This window comes from Marinospirillum celere, from assembly GCF_900112235.1.
Classification (GTDB): domain Bacteria; phylum Pseudomonadota; class Gammaproteobacteria; order Pseudomonadales; family Halomonadaceae; genus Marinospirillum; species Marinospirillum celere.
In genome coordinates this window covers 504,456-529,886 of record NZ_FOLH01000002.1, presented here as the reverse complement: position 1 = coordinate 529,886, position 25,431 = coordinate 504,456, and the positions used below count along the sequence as shown (strand labels likewise).

Here is a 25,431-nt window from a genome sequence, read left to right as displayed (position 1 = left end):
TCCTTTTCTTAATGATCCCCGCCAGGTGACGGACATTTCTTGGTTATACAGACCAAAACTTCACTCAAATTCACGATACGCCAGAGTTCGCCTAGCCACATGATCCAGGTAGTTACGTGTTTCCTCATAGGGAAGCTGGGCCCGCAACTGGTCATAAACATCTTTTGGCTGCATCTCGTTAATAATGCGAGCAGCCTGGGCTGGGCTGGTAGAACCGCCGGTAAAGGTTCTCGCCACATTGCCAGCCCCAGTGTTATAGGCAGCAATTACTGCATAAAGACGGCTTTCAGGGTGTTCAATTTGGCGCAAATAACGACTGTTGAGAATATCCAGGTAAACAGCCCCAGCGCGCACATTATTGTCAGGATTATAGAGATAGGATGGACTGAAAACTCGATCTTCGCCATAGACAACCTGAGCCACATCTCTACCTGCAGAACCCGGAACAATTTGCATCAAACCAAATGCCGGAATATGTGAGCGCGCCATAGGGTTAAAGCTACTTTCACTGTGCATAATCGCCAGCATTAATGCAGGTTCAATATCATAGTGTTTGGCATGGCGTTTAATCAGCGGCAAGTATTCTCGTGCCTTGTCAGTCGTCCTTGAAGGTGGCAAAGGAACGGTCAGTACAATGACTTCACGCTGACTACCATCGGGTGCAGGTTCTTGACGCTGACTAACCTCAGCTTCATTCATCATCTGTTCAGCATGCTCTGGCTGAACTTCATTTAATACCCGCTTCTGCCCTTGAGTACCCAGAGATTCACTTGGCAAGCCGGCTTTTTCTATCGCCCTTTGGGTTACCTCATCCCGCTCAACCGCTTCATCAACAGGACGGTTGATCACATCAACCAGAAGCTCTACCGCCGCATCAGCTGAGCCACCACTTTTTTCAGAATCAATTTCTATACGGATTTGATTGGCTTGAAAGTCGACGATGCTACGACTGGATTGATCCTGAGAGTACTCAACCCAGGTATGGCGATCGGTCAACAGGGGCTCTTGCCAGTGGGCTCTCAGTTCTTCCTGATAGGCTGCAAAGGCCTCGTTAAAGGCATCCTGATAAGCCTGAAAGGCTGCATCAAAATCCTGCTGGAACTGCTGTAAACCCTGGCGCTGCTGTTGTTGAAACTCCTCGAAACTTGACGAAGCCGCAACCGTTGGTAACAGTATCAGTCCAGCACCCAGCACCCCTAGCAAAACCTTTTTCACGTTATTATTTCCTTGATTTACTGCTCGTTGATCGCATTTCGTGAATGAATCTTGCCACTGGACCACTAAATGTCAAGCCAGTCTCTTTAAAATGCAAACTGGTTCTCAATTTTCTTTGACTTGCAGAAAATGCAGGTCAAGAATGTTGTCTTTTAACTAAAGAGCCATGCAACATGGACTGGGACGACATTCGCATTTTTCTAGAGGTTGCGCGCACTGAACGACTCAGTGAAGCGGCCAAGCGTTTGAGGATCAATGCCTCAACAGTTTCACGACGCCTGCACCGGCTGGAGACCTCCTTGGAAGTTCAGCTTTTTGAGCGGGGACAGGAAGGGCATCAACTAACCGATCAAGGGCGTTTATTGCTTGCAACCGCTAGACAGATGGAACAGCAGGCTTTAACAGCAGGGGAAATCTTACAGGGATTGGGTGAAGAGCAGATAGGTTCTGTCCGTATTGGCTCAACGGAAGGCTTTGGCAGTTTTTTTATCACACCGCGTCTGGCTGACTTTTGCCGACAAAATCCCCGGCTGATTGTAGAACTTCTGCCTATGCCCCGTTTTGTTAAGCTCACCCGGCATGAAGCAGATATGGCCGTCACCATTGAGCGGCCCAGACACACCAGCCTGGTGGTTACCAAGCTCTGTGATTACCGGCTGAAGCTCTATGCGACCGAAAAGTATCTACAGCAGGCCCCCGCACTGGAACGAATTGAAGACCTCAATCACCATCGCTTGATAGGCTATATTGATGACCTGATGTTCAGTGACCAGCTGAATTACATGGAAAGACTACTACCTGATGCGCAACCTGCTTTTCGTAGTACCAGTGTCGTTGCCCAGTACGCCCAGGCCCGTTCTGGATTGGGGTTGGCCATTCTGCCCTGCTTTTTAGCTGCTGAAGCCCCCGAACTCAAACCGGTTTTGGCAGAAGAAATCAGCCTGACCCGGAGTTTCTGGCTTGCAGCCCAACCAGAGCGTAAACGCCTTGCTCGCGTAGAGGCAGTCTGGCAGGAATTAAAGCGGGTCACTCAAGAACACCAAAACCTGCTTATGGATGAGCCTTCACTCAGCTAACCATTCGGGCTCAGCTTCCAACTGGATACCAAAGCGCTCTTTAACGGCCTGTTGAATCTGTTCAGCCAGTTGCAATAAGCCGTCAGCTGTCCCGCCGCCATGATGAACCAATACCAATGCCTGGCGATCATGCACACCAAAAGCCCCTAGACGCTGACCTTTGAAGCCACACTGATCAATTAACCAGGCAGCAGCCACTTTTACTTGATCACCCGCCGGATAAGTGGGCATGGCCGGCCAAGCGTTCAGCAAAGCATCGGCTTGCTCGGCTGAAATCACAGGGTTTTTAAAGAAACTGCCCACATTAGGTAGCTGTTTGGGATCAGGCAGTTTTTCCTGACGTATTTCAGCCACGGTTTCGGCAATAATACGGGGCAAGGGCACACAAGCTGCTTCAACTTCCTTACGCAATTCTCTTTTGCCAGCCACCCGCTCAGCCAAATCAGCATAACCCAAGCGCGGTTCGGCCTGCTTTTTAAGACGCAGGTGCAAGGCCGTAATGATAAAGCGCCCCTTCCAATCACCCTTGAAGCGACTGGCGCGATAACCCAATTGCAGATCTTTTGCGGGCAGCAGATCAGAACGTGGCTTTTCATCTGGCTGCAACCAATAACCCTCGACTGCATCCAGGCAATCACTGAGCTCTGCTCCATAGGCACCTATGTTTTGAACAGGGGCCGCACCCGCCTGACCTGGAATCAAGGCCAGATTCTCCAAGCCGTAAAGGCCGCGGGAAGTGGTCTCCAAAACCAGTTGATGCCAGTTATAACCAGCCGGTACGCGCAAGCTGACATCCAAGCCTGCAGAAGCTGACCAGTTCAAGGGCTCGGGTAATTGATGCACAACCACAGCCTGCAAATCTTTCGCTAGAATCAAGTTACTGCCGCCGCCCAAGGGAAAAACCGGAAGCTGCAGGCTGGCCGCAAAATCCAAGGCTTCCAACAAGGCTTCCTGCCCTGAGGTTTTAACCAGCCAAGCGGCTTTGGCTGGCAGCTTCAAGGTATTAAGGCTGGTCAGGTCAGCATGTTCCTGCTTAGAGATCATGGCTTTTCCGTAGCTGAACCAGCAGACGTTTGCAGGCCTCTTCCACCAAGTCAATGACCTGATGAAAGCCACTTTCGCCACCATAATAGGGATCAGGCACTTCGGTAATGGCTGAAGGGTTGTAGCTCAGCAACAAACGTATTTTATCCAGATGCTCCATTTCTGCGGCCAGCGCTTCCACATCCGTTTTGTTTTGCTCATCCATTACCAACACATAGTCAAAAGCATCCAAGTCTTCAGTTTTAATTTGCCGAGCCTTCAAGGCCGACAAATCATAGCCTCGATCCAGGGCCGCAGCCTGCATTCGCTTGTCGGGTGCCTTACCCACATGCCAATCACCTGTACCTGCTGAATCGATCTGCAAACGATCGTTTAAGCCTGCATTTTCAACCTGTTGGCGAAAGACTCCCTCAGCTGTTGGTGACCGGCAGATGTTGCCTAAACAAACGAAGAGAACAGAAACTTTTTCTTTTTGGGTCATAAAATCAGCACACCTGAACGAAAGTCGGTATAAAGGAAACTGGCTAATGAATGCTGGGCATTATAAGCCACTAGCCTGTAAAATGCTGGCCGCAAATTGTTTGGCTGAAATCTTGTTTATGAAATCTCCTTGTGTCGGTTTTTGTTCCACCACCTTTGGCGATCCCGTTTGTCGCGGTTGTAAAAGAACAACCGACGAAGTGGATCGCTGGAATCGCATGTCGCCCGCTCAGCAAAACCAAGTCTGGAAAAGGCTCTGGAGAAATGCGGAAACTCTGGTGAAAGACTATGTTCTAATCACTGATCAAGCACTCTTACGCAAGCAGTTAAAGCGTTTTGGTGTTCGCCACCATCCGCGGGCACCCGCTGAAGCCTGGGTTATAGACCTGTTAAGGGCAGGCAGCGAAAAAATAGATTCACTGGAAGCCTATGGCCTGAAAAAAACCGCCAAAGCTCAACATTTAAGCCCGGCAGCCCTCTACAACCAGCTCAACCAGCGCCTGATCCAAGCTTGTAGTCCTTAGCCAAAGGGTCTACAACTTTTGCCCAACTTAACTTTGTTGACAATTTACTCTACAATGCCACCGCCTTTTAAAGGGATCGATGAATCCATCGATTGCTTTGATTCAAGAAGAACAGGATTTTCCGCTGTCGATCGAAGCGCTAACAGATGAGGGTATAAAACCGTGCTAGAAGCTTACCGCAAACATGTCGAAGAACGCGCTCAAGAGGGCGTTCCACCCAAACCACTGGATGCAGAGCAAACCGCTGCTTTGGTTGACCTGCTGAAAAACCCGCCCGCAGGCGAAGAAGAGTTTCTGGTTGACCTAATCAGCAACCGTGTACCTGCTGGTGTTGATGAAGCCGCCTACGTTAAAGCTGGCTTCCTGGCTGCCGTTGCCAAGGGCGAAGCCTCTTCCCCACTCATTTCTGCTGAAAAAGCCGTACAACTACTCGGCACCATGCAAGGCGGCTATAACATAGTCACTCTGGTTGACCTCCTGGAAGACGACCAACTGGGTGCCCTGGCTGGTGAAGAACTCAAGCATACCCTGCTGATGTTCGATGCCTTCCACGATGTCGCTGACAAAGCCAAAGAAGGTAACGAAAACGCCAAGGCCGTTATGAAGTCCTGGGCTGAAGCCGAGTGGTTTACTAACAAACCTGCTCTTGCTGAAAAGATTTCCCTGGCCGTCTTTAAAGTGCCTGGCGAAACCAACACTGACGACCTGTCTCCTGCTCCTGATGCCTGGTCACGTCCTGACATCCCTCTGCATGCCAACGCCATGCTGAAAATGGAACGTGACGGCATCAAACCTGAAGAGCCCGGTGTGACCGGCCCTCTGAAGCAAATCGAAGAAGTTAAATCCAAAGGCTTCCCCGTTGCCTATGTTGGTGACGTAGTCGGTACTGGTTCTTCACGTAAATCAGCGACCAACTCGGTGCTTTGGTTCTTTGGTGATGACATCCCCAACGTACCCAACAAGCGCGCCGGTGGCTTCTGCTTTGGTTCCAAAATCGCACCTATTTTCTACAACACCATGGAAGATGCTGGCGCTCTGCCCATCGAGATGGATGTTGAAAACCTGAACATGGGCGACATCATTGACGTTTACCCTTACCAAGGTAAAGTCTGCAAGCACGGCACTGATGAAGTGGTCTCCACTTTTGAACTGAAAACCCAGGTGCTACTGGATGAAGTTCGCGCTGGTGGCCGTATTCCTCTGATCATCGGTCGCGGCCTGACTGAAAAAGCACGCGCTGAACTAGGCATGGGCCCTTCTGATCTGTTCAAGAAACCTGAGCAGCCTGTCGATACTGGCAAGGGATTCACCCTGGCTCAAAAAATGGTTGGCAAAGCCTGTGGCATGGAAGGTGTTCGACCAGGCACCTACTGCGAGCCTAAGATGACTACTGTCGGTTCTCAGGACACCACTGGTCCTATGACCCGTGACGAACTGAAAGACCTGGCTTGCTTGGGCTTCCAGGCGGATCTGGTGATGCAGTCTTTCTGTCACACTGCTGCTTATCCCAAGCCTGTTGATGTCAACACCCACCACACCCTGCCTGACTTCATCATGAACCGTGGCGGTGTGTCTCTGCGCCCAGGTGACGGTATCATCCACTCCTGGTTGAACCGCATGCTGTTGCCTGACACCGTGGGTACTGGTGGTGACTCTCACACCCGTTTCCCTCTGGGCATTTCTTTCCCAGCAGGTTCCGGTCTGGTCGCCTTCGCTGCAGCTACTGGTGTGATGCCGCTGGATATGCCTGAGTCAGTACTGGTTCGCTTCAAAGGCGAAATGCAGCCAGGTATTACCCTGCGCGATCTGGTTCACGCCATTCCTTACCAAGCCATTCAAGATGGTCACCTGACCGTTGAGAAGAAAGGCAAGAAGAACATCTTCTCTGGCCGCGTTCTGGAAATCGAAGGTCTGGAGCACCTGACTGCCGAGCAGGCATTTGAACTCTCTGATGCTTCTGCCGAGCGCTCTGCAGCCGGTTGTACCATCACCCTGTCTGAAGAGTCTGTTGCCGAGTATCTGAAGTCCAACATCACTCTGCTACGCTGGATGATCAGCAACGGTTATGGCGATCCTCGCACTCTGGAGCGTCGCGCCAAGGCGATGGAAGACTGGCTGGCCAATCCTTCTCTGATGCGTGCTGACAAAGATGCTGAATATGCAGCCGTCATTGAAGTAGATCTGAACGAAATCAAAGAACCTGTTCTTTGTGCACCTAACGACCCAGACGATGCCCGCCTGCTGTCTGAAGTTGCTGGTCGCAAGATTGATGAAGTCTTCATTGGCTCCTGCATGACCAACATCGGTCACTTCCGCGCTGCTGGTAAGCTGCTGGAACAATACAAGGGTGAGCTGCCTACACGTCTGTGGCTGTCTCCGCCCACCAAGATGGATCAGCACCAATTGACCGCAGAAGGCTACTACAGCATCTACGGCAAGTCCGGTGCGCGCATGGAAATGCCAGGCTGCTCGCTGTGCATGGGTAACCAGGCACGTATTGCACCTAAATCCACTGCTGTATCCACCTCGACGCGTAACTTCCCCAACCGTTTGGGTGATGGTGCGGATGTCTTCCTAGCTTCTGCTGAGCTGGCTGCGATTGCCTCCATTATGGGCAAACTGCCAACCCCAGAGGAATACCTGGAAAAAGCTTCCAAAATCAACACTATGGCGGGTGAAGTCTACCGCTATCTGAACTTCGACCAGATCGAAGAGTATCAGAAAGCTGCTTCTTCAGTGATTCCTGTTGCCCAGGAAGCCTGATCGGCTGACAAGCGCTGAAGCCTTCGGGTTTCAGCCTTTAAAAAAACCGCCCTACTTAAGTAGTGGCGGTTTTTTTATTGCACCCTTGAAACTTGCAATAAGCACCCCTATCAATCACATTACTGCGATGCAATAAGCCGATAAACCGATAAGGGTTTTCTTCATGTCCCAAGTTTTTTGTGCCTCACTCGATGAGTTGGCAATTCTCGAGCTCCAGGGCGGCCAGCCGGATAAGCTTCTCCAGGGCCAGATCACCACTGATCTACGCCTGGTCAATAATGAACAAGCACTACCTGGCCTTCTTTGCAGCCTGAAAGGCCGGGTCATCAGTAGTTTTGAGGTCGTCTCCTTTGCCGATGACCACCTGGCCTTGATTCTACCCAAGAACAATCTGGAAGCAGTCAGCAGTCATTTAAAAAAATACGAGCCTTTTTTCAAAACTCGACTGGTAGACACAACAGCGGACTACCAGATTTTGGGCTTGTCCGGTAAAGAAACCCCTGCCCTAGTTGCCAGTCTCCTCGGTGCCTGGCCCAAAACTGATTACCGCCAGGCAGTTAATGACCAAGGACTGGTTCTGCATTTACCAGGCCCCCTGGCACGTGGCTTAGTACTTTTAAAACGTGATCACGAAAACTTTACAACCACTTTGAATAAAATCCACAGCCTGACCACCGAGGCTCCTCAAGAATGCTGGAAGCTACTGGATATTCAAGCTGGTCGGGTACAGGTAACTGCAGAATTGGCAGACCAGTACCTACCCCAGATGCTTAACTTTCAGGCCCAGGGCGCGGTTAGTTTTAAAAAGGGCTGCTATATCGGACAGGAAATTGTCGCTCGTGCCCAGTTTCGTGGGCAGGTCAAAAAACGCTTGCATCGCATCCACCTGAACACAGGCGAACTGCAACTTCCAGCAGCTGTTTATGATGCCCAAGGCAAGCAACAGGGTGAGATCATTCAAACAGCATCTGACCGACGTGGTGAGCTGGAAGCCCTGGCAGTGATCAACCAAAATGCATTAGAGGAAAATGATACATTTTTTGCTAATTCAGAACTTACTTTGAAAGCCAGTCTGCTAAACTTGCCCTACGATCCTCAGGCAAGGGTGGCCTTGCATGGTGCCGAAGCCTAAAAACTTTTTTATTGAAAATTGAATTGTGGAGCACAAAATGCCAAGTTTTGAACTCAAGCTGATGGGCCTGACTTGCGGTGGCTGCGTCAACAAGGTCACTGAAGCGCTGGTTACCCATGAGCGGGTTGAGCAGGTCGATGTCACCCAGAACTCGGCTGAAATTACCGGCAGTATCAGCCCGGACGAAGCCATAGAAATTATTGAAAACCTGGGCTTTGAGGCAGAGGAATAAGCCGCAGGCCACCACCTACCGCCTGCCTGTTGCAGGGTGGCTGTTTGTCAGGACGCGTTCATACGTCCCTGTAAGCTCTGGTCACAACATCCTGTTGTGAACAGCCTGACCAAACACCACCCTGCCGCCAGGCTCTTCCCGCTTGCGTTCTATCACTGGAGCTCCTATGTCAAAACCTATTCGTCTGGCCTTGAGAGGCATGACCTGTGGCGCTTGTGTCACTAGTGTCGAAAAAGCTCTGCAGGGTGTTTCCGGTGTCCAGGGAGTAACCGTTAATCTGCCTGACCGTAGTGCTGAGGTTAAAGGCGAGGTAGATGAAAAGATCCTGGTTAAAGCGGTTGAAGATGCCGGTTACGGTGCCACTCCCATGGGCGCTGACTATGGTGAAACAGAACGCCAGGCCGAAGAAGCCGCGGCACTGAAAAAAGTCTGGATCAAAACCTGGGTTGCCCTGGCCGTGGGTGTTCCCCAGATGCTGTTTATGATGACCGGGCACCTGCCGATGCTGGAAGAGGCTCGTTTCACTTGGGGTCTAATCGGCTTAGCCACTCTTTTTGCCATGGTTTATGCAGGCGGTCACTTTTACACCGGCGCCTGGACGGCATTAAAAAATCGCCGGGCCAATATGGATAGCCTGATTGCGCTGGGTACCGGGGCTGCCTGGATCTATTCCACACTGATGGTGCTCTGGCCTGAAATAGTGCCCCCTGAGGGTCGCCATGTTTACTATGAAGCAGCGGCTTTTATCATCGGCCTGGTTAACCTGGGCTCGGCCCTGGAAACCCGTGCTCGCGGCCAGGCCTCCCAGGCAATCCGGCGGCTGATGCAGTTGCAACCCGACACCGCCACCCTGATCACACCCGAAGGTGAAGAAAAGGAAATGCGCCTGGCTTCCATTCAACCCAGCGATCTCCTGCGAGTTAAACCTGGCGAACGAATTCCCGTTGATGGCGTTCTGGCTGAAGGCACCACTCAGGTTGATGAATCCATGCTGACCGGTGAGCCTTTACCCGTTAGCAAAAAGAAAAAAGACTGGCTTTCCGCAGGAACGGTCAATCAGGGTGGCAGCATTAAGATGCGGGTACGTAAGGTCGGTGAAGAAACGGCTTTGGCACAGATCATCAACCAGGTTCGTGATGCCCAGGGCTCCAAACCGGCCATAGGTCGCCTGGTGGATAAAATCAGCTCTATTTTTGTACCCATAGTGATTTTGATTGCCCTGGCTACGGCACTGGTCTGGGGCTTTTTTGGTCCTGAGCCTCAATCCGCCTATGTACTGATTACGGCTATGGCAGTGCTAGTGATTGCCTGCCCCTGTGCTTTGGGCTTGGCAACACCTATGTCGATTATGGTAGGTGTGGGCCGTGCGGCTGAAAAAGGGGTGCTGATTCGTAAAGGCGATGCCCTGCAAGAGTCTTCGCGCCTGGATGCAGTAATTTTGGACAAAACCGGTACCATTACGGAAGGCAAGCCCAAGCTGGTGACCTTTAAGCGCCTGGAGACAAGTCAGCAAACACTCACAGATGATCAGCTCTTGGCCCAGTTGGCCGCTTTGGAACAGGCTTCAGAGCACCCTCTCGCGGCAGCCCTAGTGCAAGCGGCCAAGGAAAAGCAGCTGACTCTGCCCAAGACAGCCACTCCTGAAATTCTCAGCGGCCAGGGCATTAAGGGTGAAATTGATAGCCAAACCTGGTTAGTAGGGAATCGCTCTCTACTGGAAGCCGAGCAGGTTAGCATCAGCCCTGAAGCCGAAGAACAGGCTGCGGCTATGGCCGATCAAGGCCACACCTGTGTTCACCTGGCTATCAAGGGTGAACTCGTTGCCCTGGCGGGGATTGCCGATCCAATCAAAGAGGATTCAGCAGCGGCGATCCAACGCTTGCAAAAAGCCGGTGTTCGCGTCGTCATGCTGACCGGAGATAGCCAGCGCACTGCGCAAGCCGTTGCCAAGCAAGTCGGTATCTCAGAAATTTTTGCCGAGGTTCGCCCTGATCAAAAAGCCGATAAAGTGCGTGAACTTCAGGATCAGGGTTTGCGGGTTGGCATGGTTGGTGATGGCATCAATGATGCCCCCGCTTTGGCTCAAGCCCATGTCGGTTTTGCCATAGGTACAGGCACCGACATCGCTATTGAAAGCGCTGATCTAACACTGATGCGTGGCTCCTTGCAGGGTGTAGCCGATGCCATGCTGATTTCACGGGCCACTGTACGCAATATCTGGCAAAACCTTTTTGGGGCTTTCATCTACAATACACTGGGTATTCCCTTGGCTGCTGGCGTTCTCTTTCCGTTAACCGGCTGGTTGCTGAGCCCTGCTTATGCAGCGGCTGCCATGGCCTTGTCTTCGGTAACCGTCGTCAGTAATGCCAATCGCTTACGTTATATCAAACTGGATAAACACTAAGGTTGCTCTATGTCCCGAAAAATCAGCGTTGCCGCCACCCAAATGGCTTGCTCAGCAAATCGGCAAGACAATATTGCCAAAGCGGAAAAGCTGGTTCGTGAAGCCGCAGCCCAGGGTGCACAGATTATTCTGCTGCAAGAGCTGTTTGAAACGCCCTATTTCTGTCAAAAACAGAAATATGATTATTTAAAGCTGGCCACACCCCTGGAAGAAAACCCGGCCGTTGCCCATTTCCAAAAACTGGCTGCCGAACTGCAAGTGGTCCTGCCCATTTGCTTTTATGAGCTGGCCGGTCAGGTCAGATTCAATACCGTCGTTCTGATCGATGCCGATGGCAGCCTGCATCCCAACCTCTACCGCAAAACCCATATCCCTGATGGCCCAGGTTACAGTGAGAAGTTTTATTTTTCACCGGGCGATACCGGCTTTCAGGTTTGGAATACCCGCTATGCGCGCATAGGTCTGGGGATCTGCTGGGATCAGTGGTTTCCGGAAACCGCCCGTGCGCTGGCCTTGCAGGGTGCTGAAGTCATCTTCTTCCCTACCGCTATTGGCAGCGAGCCGCATGATGCCAGCCTGGACAGCAAAGATCACTGGCAGCGTACTCAACAAGGTCATGCTGCAGCTAACCTGACCCCAGTTGTAGTTTCGAATCGCGTCGGCATCGAAAAAGAAGATGACTGGCAAATCACCTTCTACGGTTCGTCTTTTATTACTGATGGTCTGGGTGCCAAGATTGCTGAACTGGATCGTCAGGAGGAAGGGGTTCTTGTCCAAAGTTTCGATTTGGATGAATTGGCTTTTGCCCGTGATTCCTGGGGGGTCTTCCGTGACCGCCGTCCAGATCGTTATCAAGTCATGATGACCAAAGCGGGCCGCTAAGCCAAACGGTCAACTTCCCAGCAGGCAACTCGGGTGCCTTCACGAACCACCACTTCTGGCCGTTTCACCTTGCATTCCCCGGTTGCCAGCGCACACCGGGGATGAAAGGTACAGCCGGAAGGTGGGTCTATAGGACTGGGAATCTCCCCTTTGATGGCTTGGCGTTTGCGCCCTGTCATCTCATGGTCAGGAATGGCATCCAGGAGCATCCGGGTATAAGGATGCTTGGGGTTTTTAAACAGCTCTTCAGCCGCTGCATTCTCTACCAGCGCCCCCAGATACAAAACCCCTATCCGATCAGCCATATGCTTAACCACTGACATATCATGACTGATAAAAAGATAGGTCAGCCCAAACTCGTCCTGTAAATCCTTCATTAAATTCAGAATTTGCGCCTGAACAGAGACATCCAAGGCTGAAGTGGGCTCATCACAAACCAGAAAATCCGGCTGAGCAGAAAGTGCGCGGGCAATTGCAATACGCTGGCGTTGTCCACCTGAGAACTCATGAGGAAACTTAGCTGCATCCCGTCCGGAAAGGCCCACTTTTTCAAGCAATTCTTCAACAGTACGGTTCACTTCAGCCCGGCTTTTTGCCAGCCCGAAAGCATAAATGGGCTCAGCAACCAGCTCGCCAACCGGCCATCGGGGATTCAGACTGGCAAAAGGATCCTGAAAGATCATTTGCATCCTTCGCCGTAAATTCTTGAAGGCTTGTCCCCGACTGGTTGCCAAGGACTGGCCATCAAACTCGATTTTACCCGAAGAGGGATGCACCAAATCCACAATCAGCTTTGCAATGGTGGATTTCCCCGAACCTGATTCACCCACCAGGGCAAAGGTTTCCCCTTTATTGACTTCAAAAGAAACTTCATCCACTGCTGTTAAAAAGCTTTTGGGCTCTCTTTCCAAAATACGATTCAGCAAAGGCTTGGAAACATCAAAGTGACAGGTCAGATCTTTGACTTCCAACAGGGGCCGTTTAGCTTGATTCATGCCACACCCCCTTGATCAAAGAGCCAGCAAGCCACTTCACCCTGATTCGTTACCAGTAAATCAGGACGTTCCTTATAGCAGCGTTCACCCACTGAAGTGCAGCGCGGATTGAATGCACAGCCCGTTGGAATAGCATCCAAACGTGGCATGCTGCCGGGTATTTGAATCAGACGATGACGCTGGTGAGCAAGTGACGGAATTGAACCCATTAATCCCTGGGTGTAAGGGTGCTGAGGCTGTTTAACAATTTGACGCACCTGGCCTATTTCGGCAACCCGACCCGCATACATAACGGCCACCCGGTCACAGGCTTCGGCTATCACCCCCATATCATGAGTGACCAGCATCACTGCAGCGCCATGGTCGGCGCACATCCTTTTCAAAACATCGATAATCTGGGCTTGTACCGAAACATCCAGGGCAGTTGTTGGTTCATCAGCAATGATCAACTCAGGCTCACCTGCCAGAGCCAAGGCAATCACCACTCGCTGACGCATCCCGCCCGAGAATTGATGCGGGTAGTCATCGACACGCTTGGCAGCCGCTGGAATACCCACCTCATCCAGGAGCTGTATGGCTCTTTCCCTTGCTTGCTTGGCATTGAGAGGCAAATGAGTGCGGATTGTTTCCACCAGTTGCTCGGCAATGGTAAAAATTGGGTTTAAAGAAGTGAGGGGGTCTTGAAAGATCATTGCTATGCGCTTGCCGCGCAATTGGCGCATCTTTTCATAAGGCAGTTGATCAATACGCTGATCTTCCAGCCAAATTTCACCGGAGGCAATGCGTCCAGGCTGCTCCAGCAAACCAATAATGGCTGCACCCGTCAGGGATTTGCCCGCCCCTGATTCGCCAACCACACCTAAAATTTCACCTCGATGGATATCAAAGGACACACCATCAAGAGCCGTTAGCAGGGTCTTGCGCTTTGGAAATTCCACCACAAGATCACGAACCGATAATAGAACATCACTCATATCAACGCAGCCTTGGGTTTAATGCATCACGTAACCAGTCACCCAAAAGGTTCACTGACAAAGCCAGTACCAAAAGAGTGAGTCCAGGAAAGATGGTAATCCACCACTCGCCAGAGAAGAGGTATTCATTACCTACCCGAATCAGGGTGCCCAAACTAGGTTGGGTTGCAGGAACACCCACACCCAAAAAAGACAGGGTCGATTCAAGGATGATGGCTAAAGCCAAGCCTATAGTACCGATAACCAGCACCGGCCCCATGACATTGGGCAAAATATGGCGCAGCAGAATTCGAGGCCAGGTAACACCGAATAAACGAGCGGCCTGTACATACTCCTTGTTTTTTTCTGCGAGGGTAGAGCTGCGTACTGTCCGGGCGTATTGAACCCAGTCACTTAAACCTATCGACAGAATCAAAACATAAACCGCTGCCTGCTCCTGAAGCTCTCGAGGAATCAAGCTTTTGGTAATCCCAAAAATCAACAAGGCTATGAGAATGGCAGGGAAACTGAGCTGGACATCAGCAATACGCATAATCACCGTATCTATCCAGCCTCCTTTATAGCCAGCAATCAGTCCCAGAGTAATTCCCAAAATTGCTGCAAACCCTACTGCTGCAAAACCAACTAATAAGGAAACTCTCGCTCCGTAAAGAATAGCCGAGAAAATATCTCGCCCCTGGCTATCCGTTCCCAACCAATAAACATTACCGGTAAAGGCGTTGGGCTCCATGGGTGGCGTAAAACCATCCATTAGGTTCAAGGATGCAGGATCAAAGGGCGTATGCGGTGCTATCCAGGGTGCCAGCATGGAAGCCGAAATAATCAGCAGGGTCATGACTGCCGAAAGTACAACCACTGGACGCCTGGAAAAATCATAAAACAGGTCACTATTAAGGATACGCTGCCACCAGGGTTCAACCTGATAAGGATCCTGTGACGAAGTTGTTGTCTTGGTCATCGTGGACTCTCTTGGTGAAATTTAGCGGCTTGAAGAAGATTTGGTGACTCTTAGGCGTGGATCCACTACAAAATAAAGCAGATCAACAACCAAATTGATCACCACAAAAACCAGGGCAATCAAAAGCAGGTAAGCCGACATAAAGGGAATATCCACAAAACGGATGGCATTAATAAACAACAAGCCAACTCCGGGCCATTGAAAAACCGTCTCGGTGATAATGGCAAAAGCAATAATTGAGCCTAACTGCAAACCTGCTATGGTAATCACCGGCAAAAGCGTGTTCTTCAAGGCATGGTGGAAATTGATTGAGCGCTGACGTATGCCGCGAGCACGTGCGAACTTGATGTAATCGGTTCGCAGTACCTCCAGCATTTCTGCCCTAACGAGGCGCATCAGCAGGGTCAATTGAAACAGCCCCAGAGTGATGGCTGGCAGTATTAATGATTGCCAACCCGAAACTGTTAGCAAACCTGTGCTCCAATTATCCGTGATAGGCACTGTGTCACCACGACCAAAAGAAGGCAGCCACTGAAGCTCTACAGAAAAGATATAGATCAGCAAAATACCGATCAGAAAGGTTGGCAGGGACACACCAATCAAGGAGGAGGACATAATAAAATGACTGAACCAGCCATCTCGCCTCAAGGCAGTATAAACCCCAAGAACGATACCCAAGGTAATGGCTAAAACCCCCGAGACCAGCGCCAACTCCAAAGTGGCTGGCAGACGTTCTGCGATAACTTCTGAAACAGGGCGAGCCATCCGGTAGGAAATACCAAATTCACCTTGGACCGCATTACCCACAAAGCGCATAAACTGCACTGGAATGGGATCATTTAAGCCCAGGCGTTCACGCAATTCGGCTCTATCCTGTTGAGTTGCTTCCTGCCCAACCATATTGTTGATGGGATCACCGACAAACTGGAACAAACTGAAGGAGATAAAAGCCACCACCAGCATCACCAGTACTGCCTGAATAATCCGGCGTACTAACATTGCAATCATCAAGGCTTACCTTAATCTGATAAACATCTGGCCCAGCCACTGCCGTGACTGAGCCAGATAGATTATTTAATAACTATTAATTAGTTGAAATTCAGATATTTCAACATGGGTTTGTTTTGTGATTGAACTGTGAAATCGATATCTTCACGAACCGCCCAGTTCAACACCTGGTGGTGTACAGGCAGGTAAACGATCTCTTCCTGCACAATTTCCCAGGCCCGGGCAATCTTGCGATCACGCTCATCCAGGTCGGTTTCAGTAGGAAGAGCACGGGATAGCGCATCAAACTCTTCGTTGGACCAGCCGGTGAAGTTCCAGGCGCCAGTATCGGGTGTTTTGGTTTCCAACAAGAAATCAAAGACATAATGCGAGTCCAGAGGAGGAACAGACCAGCCCAGAATATAGAAATCCAGCTCAGCCTGCTGCAGCTCAGCAAAGTGAATACTATTGGCACGGGCATCCAGGCGAACATCAATACCTATTTGTCCCAGCATTCCAGTCACTGCCTGGCAGATGGCTTCATCATTGGTATAGCGATCATTAGTACAGGTCAAAGTCACTCTAAAGCCATCAGGATAGCCTGCCGATGCGAGCAGCTCTCTGGCCCGGTTGACGTCTGTTTCAGGAACGCTATCCAGAGCTTCGGTGTAGCCATTAACAAAAGAGGGGGCAATCATCCCTGCAGGCACTGATTGTCCACGCATCACCACCTGCTGGATGGCTTCACGGTTAATAGCAATATTCATGGCTTCACGAACACGACGATCCGCAAAGGGGTTTTCACCCTGAATATTGGATGTCCGCAACTCGTCTCTGCCCTGATCCATACCAAAGAAAATGGTGCGGTTTTCCGGGCCTGTCAGCATTTTGACATTATTGGCTCGGCTTAAGCGGTTGATATCCTGCACAGGTACATCCTGCAGAAAATCAATTTCTCCAGATAACAAGGCTGCTGCTCGGGTAGGAGATGACTGAATAGGCGTGTAAATCACGCGGCTGATGGCAAGAGGAAATTCATCCTTGCCCCAATAGTCATCATTACGAACCAATTCAGTGCGCACATCAGGGTCACGGCTCACCAATTGAAACGGACCCGTACCATTGGCATTACGCACAGCATGGTTTTCTTCACCCGCCGAGTAATCCTGTGGAGTCATGACATTATGCTCTTCAGACCAGGATTTACTCATAATAAACAGGTCGTTGAGATTATTTGGTAGCAAGGGCGTAGGGCCGTCAGTGTGAATGTGAACAGTGTGATCATCCACTGCCTCCACACGGGTCACCGAACTGATTAAAGGGCGCATATCGGAATTGGCATGCTGGGCACGTTGAAAGGAAAAAACGACATCCTCAGCCGTAAAGGGGGATCCATCATGAAATGTAACCCCTTCACGTAACTTAAATTCCCAGACATTAGGGTCATCAGTAACATCCCAGGAAACAGCTAAACCTGGCTGCATTTCAGAATCCATATCCAAATAAACCAAAGGGTTATAGATCTGATGAGAGACCGCATGGGTTTGACCATGGTTTTGTGAATGGGGGTCCAACGTCAAGGAGTCACCTGCACTGGCCCAGCGCAGGGTTTGGGCAGAAAGCCCGGCAGACATGAGTGTGAGTGCAGTTCCAAGAGTGACGGCACGAACCATTTTTCTCATTATTCGTCCTCATAATTTGAGTTATATTTTTTAGCCACGGCTTGGCTGCAAAGAGTCTAAAGGCAAAACCTGACTCCAAACGATTAAACAATTGTTTGATTTATGTAACGCATGCAGCCACTGGCTTGGTAGTTATCTAAGCAACTCTTATGCCAAATCACTACTTTTAGCCAAAAGATCAGAAAAAAACACTAGTTAATATCGGGTTAGTAGATTTTGACTATATCGACGGTATAGCCAAAAAAAGGGGCTCAGAAGAGAGCCCCAGAAGCGAATCAGAATTAACTGGCCAGTTCGATTTTGCTGTAATCCAAGGTATTTTCTTTGGGTGACCCCTGAATAGCAGCCACTTCTGCACGCCGCTTGGCAAGAATATAAACAAAGCAGCAGAAATAAAGAGCAATTACCAGGGCTCCCACCCATTGAATACGCAGGAAGTCCAGCTGGAACAGCAGGGTCAAGCTACACATAGCCACAAAATTACCAATCACATAGCGGCTTTTACCGATATGCCTGGCTGTTAGCTGCAGATTCTCAGTGTAAAGACGAATCAGAGAGTCCAGAGAGTTGATAACCATCAGGATGCCTACTGAAATCATCGCCAGGTTAATCATACTACTGATATTCAAGCCTTCGGCGTGATAGTAGTAGAGCACACTGAACCAGGTTCCGATTGCAGTTGAGGGAAAGACCAACATGGCCAAGAACAGTTGCCAGGTTTTCAAACCACCCACAAAACGCGCGGTAAACTGGCCGATCATGATGCTCCATGAAAACCACCAAAACAGATAAAACTCATGGTAATCATTGATTGGCAACATAAAATGGTGCAGGTTGCCAAAATAATCACTTATCTTGGCTGCTGTCGCCACAAAGTCACCGGGGGAGCCGGTATCACCGCTAAAGGCAAACACACCCATCACCGCTATCAGGGCAATAAACAGCAGCGAAGAACTCAGACTCAGAATACGTACAAAACGCAGTTTACTACTGGAATAAACCGCTGCAGCAATAGCCAGAACCACAATTAGATAAAACACAGGGCGAACACTTTCCCCATCACCCAATTCAGGCAGATACCAGGGTAAGTTAATCAGCAACAGGAAGGCCGTAAAGGCACAGGTACCAATAATCACTACATTATTGACGATCTTAACCACTGGGATTTCAAAGAACTTGACGCGTGGCTCTACAACGCAGAAATAAAAGCAGGTCAGGAAGTAAAAACCCCAGATTAAGAACGCCCAGAAACCAAATTCAATTGCCAGTGGGTTGGCAAAGGCATATTCAGGACTTTCAGAAAGGTCCGCATAACCGGCAAACTCGGTCAGAGGAAACATGATCAGGCCAACATCCAGGCCAGAAGTAAACAGGATCGCAATAAAAGTCAGGGTACGAACGGGAGTGACCCCGATACATTCCAAATTCCACCATTTAATCAAAACAAATAAAATGGCAGCAAAGGTAAACAGCAGACCAGCGGATAACCAGAGTGTCATGCTCGCCTCCTGTAGAAACAATCAATCATATGACGAAATAGCATGGGGATTTCTCCTCTATTGCAGTTGAAGGGGAAAAACCTTCAGGTCACTTATAAAGAACGCTGAGGTTTTCCGGGTCTTTGGCGTTCCTGCCATGAAGCATCCATGGAAACAGGTGCCTGGGAAGCTTCCAGGGGTTCCAAACCGCGAATTAAATCCGCCGCCCTTTCTGCCACCATGATGGTGGGCGCATTAAGATTGCCATTGGGGATGGTGGGGAAGATTGAAGAATCGACAACACGCAGGCCTTGCAAACCCTGGACACGAGTCTGGGGGTCAACCACGGCCTCAGCATCGACCCCCATTTTGCAGGAGCAGGAAGGATGGTAGGCACTTTCCACGGCCTGGCGAACAAAAGCATCTATCTCTGCATCTGTTTGGACTGCCTCACCCGGTTGGATTTCAGCACCCCGATAGGCATCCATTGCAGGCTGGGCAATAATTTCCCGAGTCAGACGTACACAGTCCCGAAAACCTTCGCGGTCTTCTTCAGCCTGCAAATAATTAAACAGAATACTGGGTGGCTGACGTGGGTCGGCAGATTGAACATGAACACGGCCCCGGCTTTTCGGCTTGTTATGACCAATATGTAGCTGAAAGCCATCACCAGCAAAAGCCTCTTTGCCGTCATAACGCATTGCAGCCGGTAAAAAGTGATACTGCAAATCCGGCCATTCAACACCGGCTTTGGAGCGAATGAATCCGCAGGATTCAAAATGGTTAGTTGCTCCCAAGCCTTTTTTGGTCAAAATCCAGCGCGCGCCAATTTTAAAGCGGCTCCAAAGTCCCAGCTGTCGATTTAAAGAAACTGGCTGTTTGCAGCGAAATTGAAAATAAAACTCCAAGTGATCCTGCAGGTTTTCACCCACACCAGGCAGAGCATGCAAAACGGGGATACCCGCCTTTTTAAGCACTTCAGGCTTGCCGATTCCGGACAATTGCAGCAAATGGGGAGAACCGATAGAACCTGCACACAAGAGCACCTCCTTGTTTGCCGTGACCTGGTGCACCTGACCGCCCCGTTCATATTCCACACCTGTGGCTGTTTTGCCTTCCAGGAGCACCCGGTGAACCAGAGCCTGGGTCACCAGAGTCAAGTTGCTTCTACTCATCGCAGGGCGCAGATAAGCATTGGCAGTAGACCAGCGACGACCATTTTTCACGGTCATATGCATGGCACCAAAGCCTTCTTGCTGGGCCGCGTTATAGTCTTCAGTGGCAAAATAACCGGCCTCCACGCCAGCATCGATAAAGGCTCGATACAGGGGGTTTTGCATTTGATTGCCGTTATTCACGCCCAAGGGGCCCTGGTCTCCCCGGTAATCATTACCACCAAACGCCCAGGTTTCAGCTTTTTTGAAATAAGGAAGACACTGGGCATAATTCCAACCCTCGGCCCCTTCTGCTTCCCACTCATCAAAATCCCGGGCATGCCCGCGGACATAAACCATGCCATTGATGGAAGAAGAACCTCCCAAGACCTTGCCTCTTGGACAGTGCATACGGCGATTATCCAAGCCGGGTTCCGGCTCGGTTTCAAACTGCCAGGCATATTTTTGAGTATTCATGGGAATCGACAGAGCCGTCGGCATCTGAATGAAAATACTCCGATCACTGCCCCCGGTTTCCAGCAATAAGACCGAAGCCTTGCCGTCTTCGGTCAAGCGGTTGGCCAGCACACAACCGGCTGAACCTGCCCCAACGATAATGTAATCAAAAGCTTGCCTGCTCATCAGAAAGGGCTCTCCAAGTCAGACATGCCAACATAGACGGCTTTAACCTGAGTGTAGTGATCCAGGGTAATGCGACCATTTTCACGGCCTATACCAGAAAGCTTGTAACCACCCACAGGCATTTCAGCAGGAGAAGCACCGTAGCTGTTAATCCAGCAGATACCAGCCTGAAGCTGATGAATAACCCGATGAGCACGCTGAATATTCTGAGTAAAGACTCCGGCGGCCAGGCCTACATCCACATTATTGGCGCGGCTAATCACTTCTTCTTCATCCTTGAAAGTCAGTACCGACATAACGGGACCAAAAATCTCTTCACGACAAATGGTCATTTCATCCTGGCAAGCGGTAAAAATCGTTGGCTCAACAAAATAACCCTGCTCCACGCCCTTAGGAGCTGCCGCTTTACCACCGATAAGCAGCTTGGCGCCCTCTTCCACACCTTTATTGATGTAATCCAGCACCAATTCCCTGTGTTTTTCGGAGATCAAGGCTCCAAAGTTGGTTTCCGGATGCATGGGGTCACCCATACGAATATTTTTCTGGGTTCGCTCCAACAAGCGCTCAACAAACGCAGGGTAGAGAGCTTCCTGAACAAAAACACGGGTTCCATTGGTACAGATTTCACCCTGGGTATAGAAGTTACCCAAGAGCGCTGCCGAGACCGCATTATCAAGATCAGCATCATCAAAAATAATCAAAGGCGACTTGCCACCCAGCTCCATAGTGACGTCTTTTAATGAAGAGGCCGCAGCTGCCATGACCTTTTTGCCGGTGCCCACTTCCCCAGTAAAAGAAACCTTGGCAATTTCAGGGTTCTGAGTTAACCAGGCGCCCACTTGACCATCACCCTGAACAACATTGAACACACCCGCAGGCACCCCAGCTTCTGTGAAGATTTCGGCCAGCTTCAAAGCGCCTAAGGGGGTTTCTTCTGAGGGTTTGAAGATCATCGCATTACCGGCAGCCAAAGCAGGTGCCGCCTTCCAGCAGGCAATCTGTAAGGGGTAATTCCAGGCTCCGATACCCGCACAAATGCCCAGAGGCTCTCGACGGGTATAATAAAAATCCCCACCCAGATCTTGCTGATTGCCTTCAATGGAAGGTGCCAAACCGGCAAAGAATTCGATGGCATCTGCACCGGTAACCACATCAACCACTTCCGCTTCCTGCAAGGGCTTGCCAGTGTCTCTGACTTCTACAGCAGCCAACTGATCATTACGTTCACGCAGTAGAGCCACTGCACGCAAAAGAATTCGGCTGCGTTCGATTCCAGTCATTGCTGACCAGTGTGCAAAACCTGCTTTTGCCGATTCTATGGCCGCTTCCTGAACCTTTGTATCGGCCACTTCCATTTCATAAATGACTTCACCTGTTCCTGGGTTGATGACCGGAAAGGCTTCACCTGTCGCATTGGCAAACAAACGACCGTTTACATAGTTTTGGTAACGAGGTAAGGACATAGGGGCTCCACTTAAAAAATTATTTGAAAGTCTTGAGGGCGTTGAGAGCAAAGTGCTTACAAAGCTGTTCACCCGCTTCAAAACCTTCCTGAGGGTCCAGGCTTAAGGCACTACGAAGCCAAAAGCCATCAATCATGGCTGCCGTCTGGCGCGCTGCCTGGGTCGCTGCTTTTGCTGGCAGGCGCTGGGCAAAGGAAAAACGCAAATTGCTGTAAAGACGTGCATTGTTAATTTGTTGCAAACGCTTAAGGCCAGGCTCATGCATAGATCTGGCCCAAAAACTCAGCCAGGTTCGCGCAGCCAGGTCTGAGCGCTGAAAATCCGTGAAGTTGGCTTCAATGATGCAGGTCAGGCGCTCTTCTGGTGAGCCATCAGTTTTTGCAATTCGTTCCAGCAGCTCTTTACCCAACTGCTCCAGCAGATAGCGAAGCGCTGCCTCTATCAAGCCCTGCTTGCCGCCAAAATAGTGACTGATAATGCCCGAAGACATTCCCGCCCGGCGGCTAATGGTGACGATGGTGGTGTTTTGTAAACCCAGCTCAGCAATCGACTCCAGAGTGGCCTGGATCAGCTGCTGCTTACGGGCATCTTTGATTCCAACTTTTGGCATAGGTTTTTTATTGATTGATTGTTCAATTAATAAAAAGCCTAAAGGAAATTGAACGCACATTCAACTTTTGAACAAAAAAGAACCAGCACGCAGAGTTCAACAGCCGTTAATCAGTGCTTCTCTGGAAGGGAATTAAACCTGGGGTTGTTGCTGGGTGATGCAATGGATATTGCCGCCACCCAAGAGGATTTCTCGCCCTGGGAGCATGACTACTTCACGCTCAGGAAAGAGCTGCTTTAAGATGGTTTCTGCCTGGGCATCTTCGGGAACATCAAAGCTGGGGGCAAGCACCCCACCATTGACGATTAAAAAATTCACGTAGCTACCCGCCAGGCGTATACCGGGATCACGTGGCTGAGTCCCTTCAACAGCATCCACACCCTCACACTCTTCAGCTGTTGCATAGAGAGGCGAAGGCAAGGGCAGCTTATGGATTTTCAGCTGACGGCCCTGGGCATCCTGACTCTTTTGCAGAACCCTTAAGGCTGCCTGGCAACGGTTAAAGTTGGGGTCTTGATCATCATCCGTCCAGGCCAGCAGAACTTCACCGGGACGCACAAAGCAGCAGAAGTTATCAACATGGCCATCGGTTTCATCATTATAGAGGCCTTCCGGCAACCAGATAATCGTCTCAACACCCAGATAACGCTGTAATTCAGCATCTATCTCATCCCGAGTTAAATGGGGGTTACGATTGGGGTTCAACAGACATTCTTCAGTGGTCAGTAAGGTTCCTTCACCATCAACATGAAAGGCACCGCCTTCAAGGATAAAACCCGGAGTACGCACACGTTTGACTCTTTCCATCTGCAGAATTTTGCTGGCAACCTGATCATCCCTTTGCCAGGGAAAATAAAGCCCACCCTGCAGGCCACCCCAGGCATTAAACTCCCAATCCATGCCAACCAGCTCACCCTCTGCATTGATCACAAAGGTGGGCCCTGTATCCCTCACCCAGGCATCATCACTGGAAAGCTCGACCACGCGGATATTGGGATGTTGCAAGCGGTTACAGGCGTTTTCATACTGGTCTGCATTGACGCCCAGGGTTACCGGCTCAAAATGCGCGATGGCTTGTGCAACTCGGGTAAAAGCAGCTTGCGCAGGCTTACCGCCCAAACGCCAATTGTCTGAGCGTTGCGGCCAAAGCATCCAGGTTTGCTGGTGCGGAGCCCATTCCGGCGGCATATAAAAACGCGGCATAATCAGTGCTGACTTTTAGCCTTGGCTTTACTGGCCATCACTGCACGCTGCAGGTCAGATTGGAAGGCTTCTTCCTGCTCCAGCTCTTCCATACCGGCGGCTAGTTGGTTGGGGCCTGAAGAGAGTTCCTGCTGGGCCAGAGGTTTGATTTTTTCCATGGCAGACTTGGTGTCCTTGAGCACGTCCCGAAACCGGGTTTGATCTGTGCCCTTGTACTTTTTGAGCTCTTTGATGATGTTGTTGTAAGCAATCATTGCCGCCCGATATTTTTTGCTCTTCAGCTGCTCTTGAGCATGCGCCTGGTTCATTTCAATCACCACCTGGGTGGCCGCGTTGCGCAGATCGGTCATAAATTGCTGTCCCTTGCTTTCACTCAACTTACCGTCACGATAATCCTTCATGATCAGGAATTGTACACTTTTCAGCTGGTTAAGAACTTCCTGCCCCTTTTTCTTATCTTCGATTGGCTGAACTGGTGGGTTGGACTGGGCCTTGATATCCCGAACCAGGTTTTCAACTTCATCCAGGTGCTGAAGAAAGTCAGGGTTTTTATCACCCAAATCCTGTCGAGTGTGAAGTATCTGTATCCAACGCTCTGCCAACCCAACCCGCAAGCCATGCGGCAACAAATGAGGGCGGATCTTGGTCACCAGGGGCTCATAGCGCTTCGCCTGACTATCCAGCTCTTTTACCTGCCTCTCCAGCTGTATGCGCTGTTCTTCTTTAACCTTGTGGTGATGAACCAAAAAAAGAGTCACAAAAGCTACGATAACGATGACGCTGGAAACAATAAGAGCAATCATGTCGGGTTCCGATTTAAGGATTAGGGTTCTTATCTTAGTAGCATTAAATAGTGATAAAGAATATACCGCTTATCCTGTAGGCTTTCCACTTCCCAATGTTAACCCTTGTTTACCTTAGAGATCTCCATGGATTCTCGGCTAACCAAAAACGCCAGGGCGCTTCTCTATCTTCTGGCTCAGCATAATCAATGCCTATTCTGGGTCCGCGCTGAATGGTTTCTTGCAGAGGCTCTGACCTTGGTGCCACCCAGAGCTGCTCACCAAGTGTCATATCCCACTGGTTGTAGTCTTTGTTGACAGCCAAAGCAGCCGTCAATTTACCCGGACCATTACACAGATTACGTCCCTTCACCTGCCGTAAGGCCCGCATAGCCTCTTCATTATGTAAGGGCTGCACAGCTCTTAGCATTACCCCGCAAGGTCGGCCAGCTTCTTCAGTCACCAGGTTCAAGAGATGATGCAGGCCATAAATCAAGTAAACATAGGCATGACCTGGCGGACCATACATCACTTGAGTTCGGGGTGTTCGTCCCTTAGAGGCATGACAGGCCGAATCCTCTTCACCGATATAGGCTTCCAAATCGACAATTCGTGCCGCTAGCTGCTGTCCATCCGGCAGCTCACGAACCAATAGACAGCCCAACAGGTCTTCTGCCACCTCGAGCGTAGGGCGTGCATAAAAAGCTCTTTCCAAAACAGAAAACTTCACGGCTCACCTGCTTTTTAGTTC

General features: G+C 50.3%; 22 protein-coding genes. 7 read left to right on the top strand and 15 right to left on the bottom strand.

The annotated features are described in order from the left end of the window. Positions 1-60 precede the first annotated feature (60 nt). Positions 61-1,215 carry a transglycosylase SLT domain-containing protein gene (locus BM185_RS07025; protein ID WP_177203499.1) on the bottom strand — a complete coding sequence of 385 codons (1,155 nt, stop codon included), beginning with the start codon at positions 1,213-1,215 and terminating at the stop codon, positions 61-63. Positions 1,216-1,388: 173 nt separating this feature from the next. Here BM185_RS07025 and BM185_RS07020 point away from each other — a divergent pair, with 173 nt between their 5' ends. Next, positions 1,389-2,291 carry a LysR family transcriptional regulator gene (locus tag BM185_RS07020; protein WP_091961263.1) on the top strand — a complete coding sequence of 301 codons (903 nt, stop codon included), beginning with the start codon at positions 1,389-1,391 and terminating at the stop codon, positions 2,289-2,291. Here BM185_RS07020 and murB read toward each other — a convergent pair. Continuing rightward, positions 2,280-3,335, bottom strand: a complete 1,056-nt coding sequence (gene murB / locus BM185_RS07015) for a UDP-N-acetylmuramate dehydrogenase (RefSeq protein WP_091961260.1) — start codon at positions 3,333-3,335, stop codon at positions 2,280-2,282. The two genes, BM185_RS07020 and murB, sit on opposite strands and share 12 nt — an antisense overlap. Then, positions 3,325-3,816, bottom strand: a complete 492-nt coding sequence (locus tag BM185_RS07010; protein ID WP_091961257.1) for a low molecular weight protein-tyrosine-phosphatase — start codon at positions 3,814-3,816, stop codon at positions 3,325-3,327. Before BM185_RS07010 ends, murB begins: the two co-directional genes overlap by 11 nt. Positions 3,817-3,862: 46 nt before the next feature. Between BM185_RS07010 and BM185_RS07005 the strand changes: the two genes are divergently transcribed. The 6 genes from BM185_RS07005 to aguB all read left to right on the top strand — a co-directional run bounded on the left by BM185_RS07005 (position 3,863) and on the right by aguB (position 11,752). Then, positions 3,863-4,339 (top strand): DUF1289 domain-containing protein, encoded by a 477-nt coding sequence (locus BM185_RS07005; RefSeq protein ID WP_177203498.1) that lies wholly within the window; start codon positions 3,863-3,865, stop codon positions 4,337-4,339. A gap of 162 nt (positions 4,340-4,501) precedes the next feature. Continuing rightward, positions 4,502-7,102, top strand: a complete 2,601-nt coding sequence (gene acnB / locus BM185_RS07000) for a bifunctional aconitate hydratase 2/2-methylisocitrate dehydratase (RefSeq protein WP_091961251.1) — start codon at positions 4,502-4,504, stop codon at positions 7,100-7,102. Between the two features lie 163 nt (positions 7,103-7,265). Beyond that, positions 7,266-8,234, top strand: a complete 969-nt coding sequence (ygfZ, locus tag BM185_RS06995; RefSeq protein ID WP_091961249.1) for a CAF17-like 4Fe-4S cluster assembly/insertion protein YgfZ — start codon at positions 7,266-7,268, stop codon at positions 8,232-8,234. A 37-nt stretch (positions 8,235-8,271) separates the two neighbouring features. After that, a complete protein-coding gene (locus tag BM185_RS06990) occupies positions 8,272-8,466 on the top strand; it encodes a cation transporter (protein ID WP_091961246.1) in 195 nt (64 codons plus the stop codon). 166 nt (positions 8,467-8,632) lie between these two features. Further along, a complete protein-coding gene (locus BM185_RS06985; RefSeq protein ID WP_091961242.1) occupies positions 8,633-10,870 on the top strand; it encodes a heavy metal translocating P-type ATPase in 2,238 nt (745 codons plus the stop codon). Positions 10,871-10,879: 9 nt separating this feature from the next. After that, complete coding sequence (gene aguB, locus BM185_RS06980; RefSeq protein ID WP_091961240.1) at positions 10,880-11,752, top strand: N-carbamoylputrescine amidase; 873 nt, start codon at positions 10,880-10,882, stop codon at positions 11,750-11,752. Here aguB and BM185_RS06975 read toward each other — a convergent pair. The 12 genes from BM185_RS06975 to BM185_RS06920 all read right to left on the bottom strand — a co-directional run bounded on the left by BM185_RS06975 (position 11,749) and on the right by BM185_RS06920 (position 25,410). Beyond that, a complete protein-coding gene (locus BM185_RS06975) occupies positions 11,749-12,747 on the bottom strand; it encodes an ABC transporter ATP-binding protein (protein WP_091961237.1) in 999 nt (332 codons plus the stop codon). The genes aguB and BM185_RS06975 overlap by 4 nt on opposite strands. Beyond that, positions 12,744-13,721, bottom strand: a complete 978-nt coding sequence (locus tag BM185_RS06970) for an ABC transporter ATP-binding protein (protein WP_091961233.1) — start codon at positions 13,719-13,721, stop codon at positions 12,744-12,746. Before BM185_RS06970 ends, BM185_RS06975 begins: the two co-directional genes overlap by 4 nt. 1 nt (position 13,722) lies before the next feature. Beyond that, on the bottom strand, positions 13,723-14,679 hold the full coding sequence (locus BM185_RS06965; RefSeq protein ID WP_091961230.1) for an ABC transporter permease: 957 nt from the start codon (positions 14,677-14,679) through the stop codon (positions 13,723-13,725). 21 nt (positions 14,680-14,700) lie between these two features. Further along, the gene (locus BM185_RS06960) at positions 14,701-15,687 is read right to left on the bottom strand and encodes an ABC transporter permease (RefSeq protein WP_091961226.1); all 987 of its coding nucleotides are present in this window, start codon (positions 15,685-15,687) and stop codon (positions 14,701-14,703) included. A gap of 80 nt (positions 15,688-15,767) precedes the next feature. Beyond that, a complete protein-coding gene (locus tag BM185_RS06955) occupies positions 15,768-17,348 on the bottom strand; it encodes an ABC transporter substrate-binding protein (RefSeq protein ID WP_245751720.1) in 1,581 nt (526 codons plus the stop codon). Between the two features lie 281 nt (positions 17,349-17,629). Beyond that, positions 17,630-18,847 carry a choline transporter gene (locus BM185_RS06950; RefSeq protein ID WP_091961223.1) on the bottom strand — a complete coding sequence of 406 codons (1,218 nt, stop codon included), beginning with the start codon at positions 18,845-18,847 and terminating at the stop codon, positions 17,630-17,632. 92 nt (positions 18,848-18,939) lie between these two features. Next, positions 18,940-20,622: a choline dehydrogenase gene (gene betA, locus BM185_RS06945; protein ID WP_091961220.1), complete on the bottom strand. Its 1,683-nt coding sequence runs from the start codon at positions 20,620-20,622 to the stop codon at positions 18,940-18,942. Next, the gene (betB, locus tag BM185_RS06940) at positions 20,622-22,085 is read right to left on the bottom strand and encodes a betaine-aldehyde dehydrogenase (RefSeq protein ID WP_091961218.1); all 1,464 of its coding nucleotides are present in this window, start codon (positions 22,083-22,085) and stop codon (positions 20,622-20,624) included. Before betB ends, betA begins: the two co-directional genes overlap by 1 nt. Positions 22,086-22,104: 19 nt before the next feature. Further along, the gene (gene betI / locus BM185_RS06935) at positions 22,105-22,695 is read right to left on the bottom strand and encodes a transcriptional regulator BetI (protein WP_091961361.1); all 591 of its coding nucleotides are present in this window, start codon (positions 22,693-22,695) and stop codon (positions 22,105-22,107) included. A gap of 132 nt (positions 22,696-22,827) precedes the next feature. Then, entirely contained in the window at positions 22,828-23,898 is a 1,071-nt protein-coding gene (gene aguA, locus BM185_RS06930; protein WP_091961216.1) for an agmatine deiminase, read from the bottom strand. Positions 23,899-23,900: 2 nt separating this feature from the next. Continuing rightward, positions 23,901-24,701 (bottom strand): hypothetical protein, encoded by an 801-nt coding sequence (locus BM185_RS06925; protein WP_091961213.1) that lies wholly within the window; start codon positions 24,699-24,701, stop codon positions 23,901-23,903. Positions 24,702-24,810: 109 nt separating this feature from the next. Beyond that, positions 24,811-25,410, bottom strand: coding sequence for a DNA-3-methyladenine glycosylase (locus BM185_RS06920; RefSeq protein ID WP_091961210.1), 600 nt, complete (start codon positions 25,408-25,410; stop codon positions 24,811-24,813). Positions 25,411-25,431: the final 21 nt, after the last annotated feature.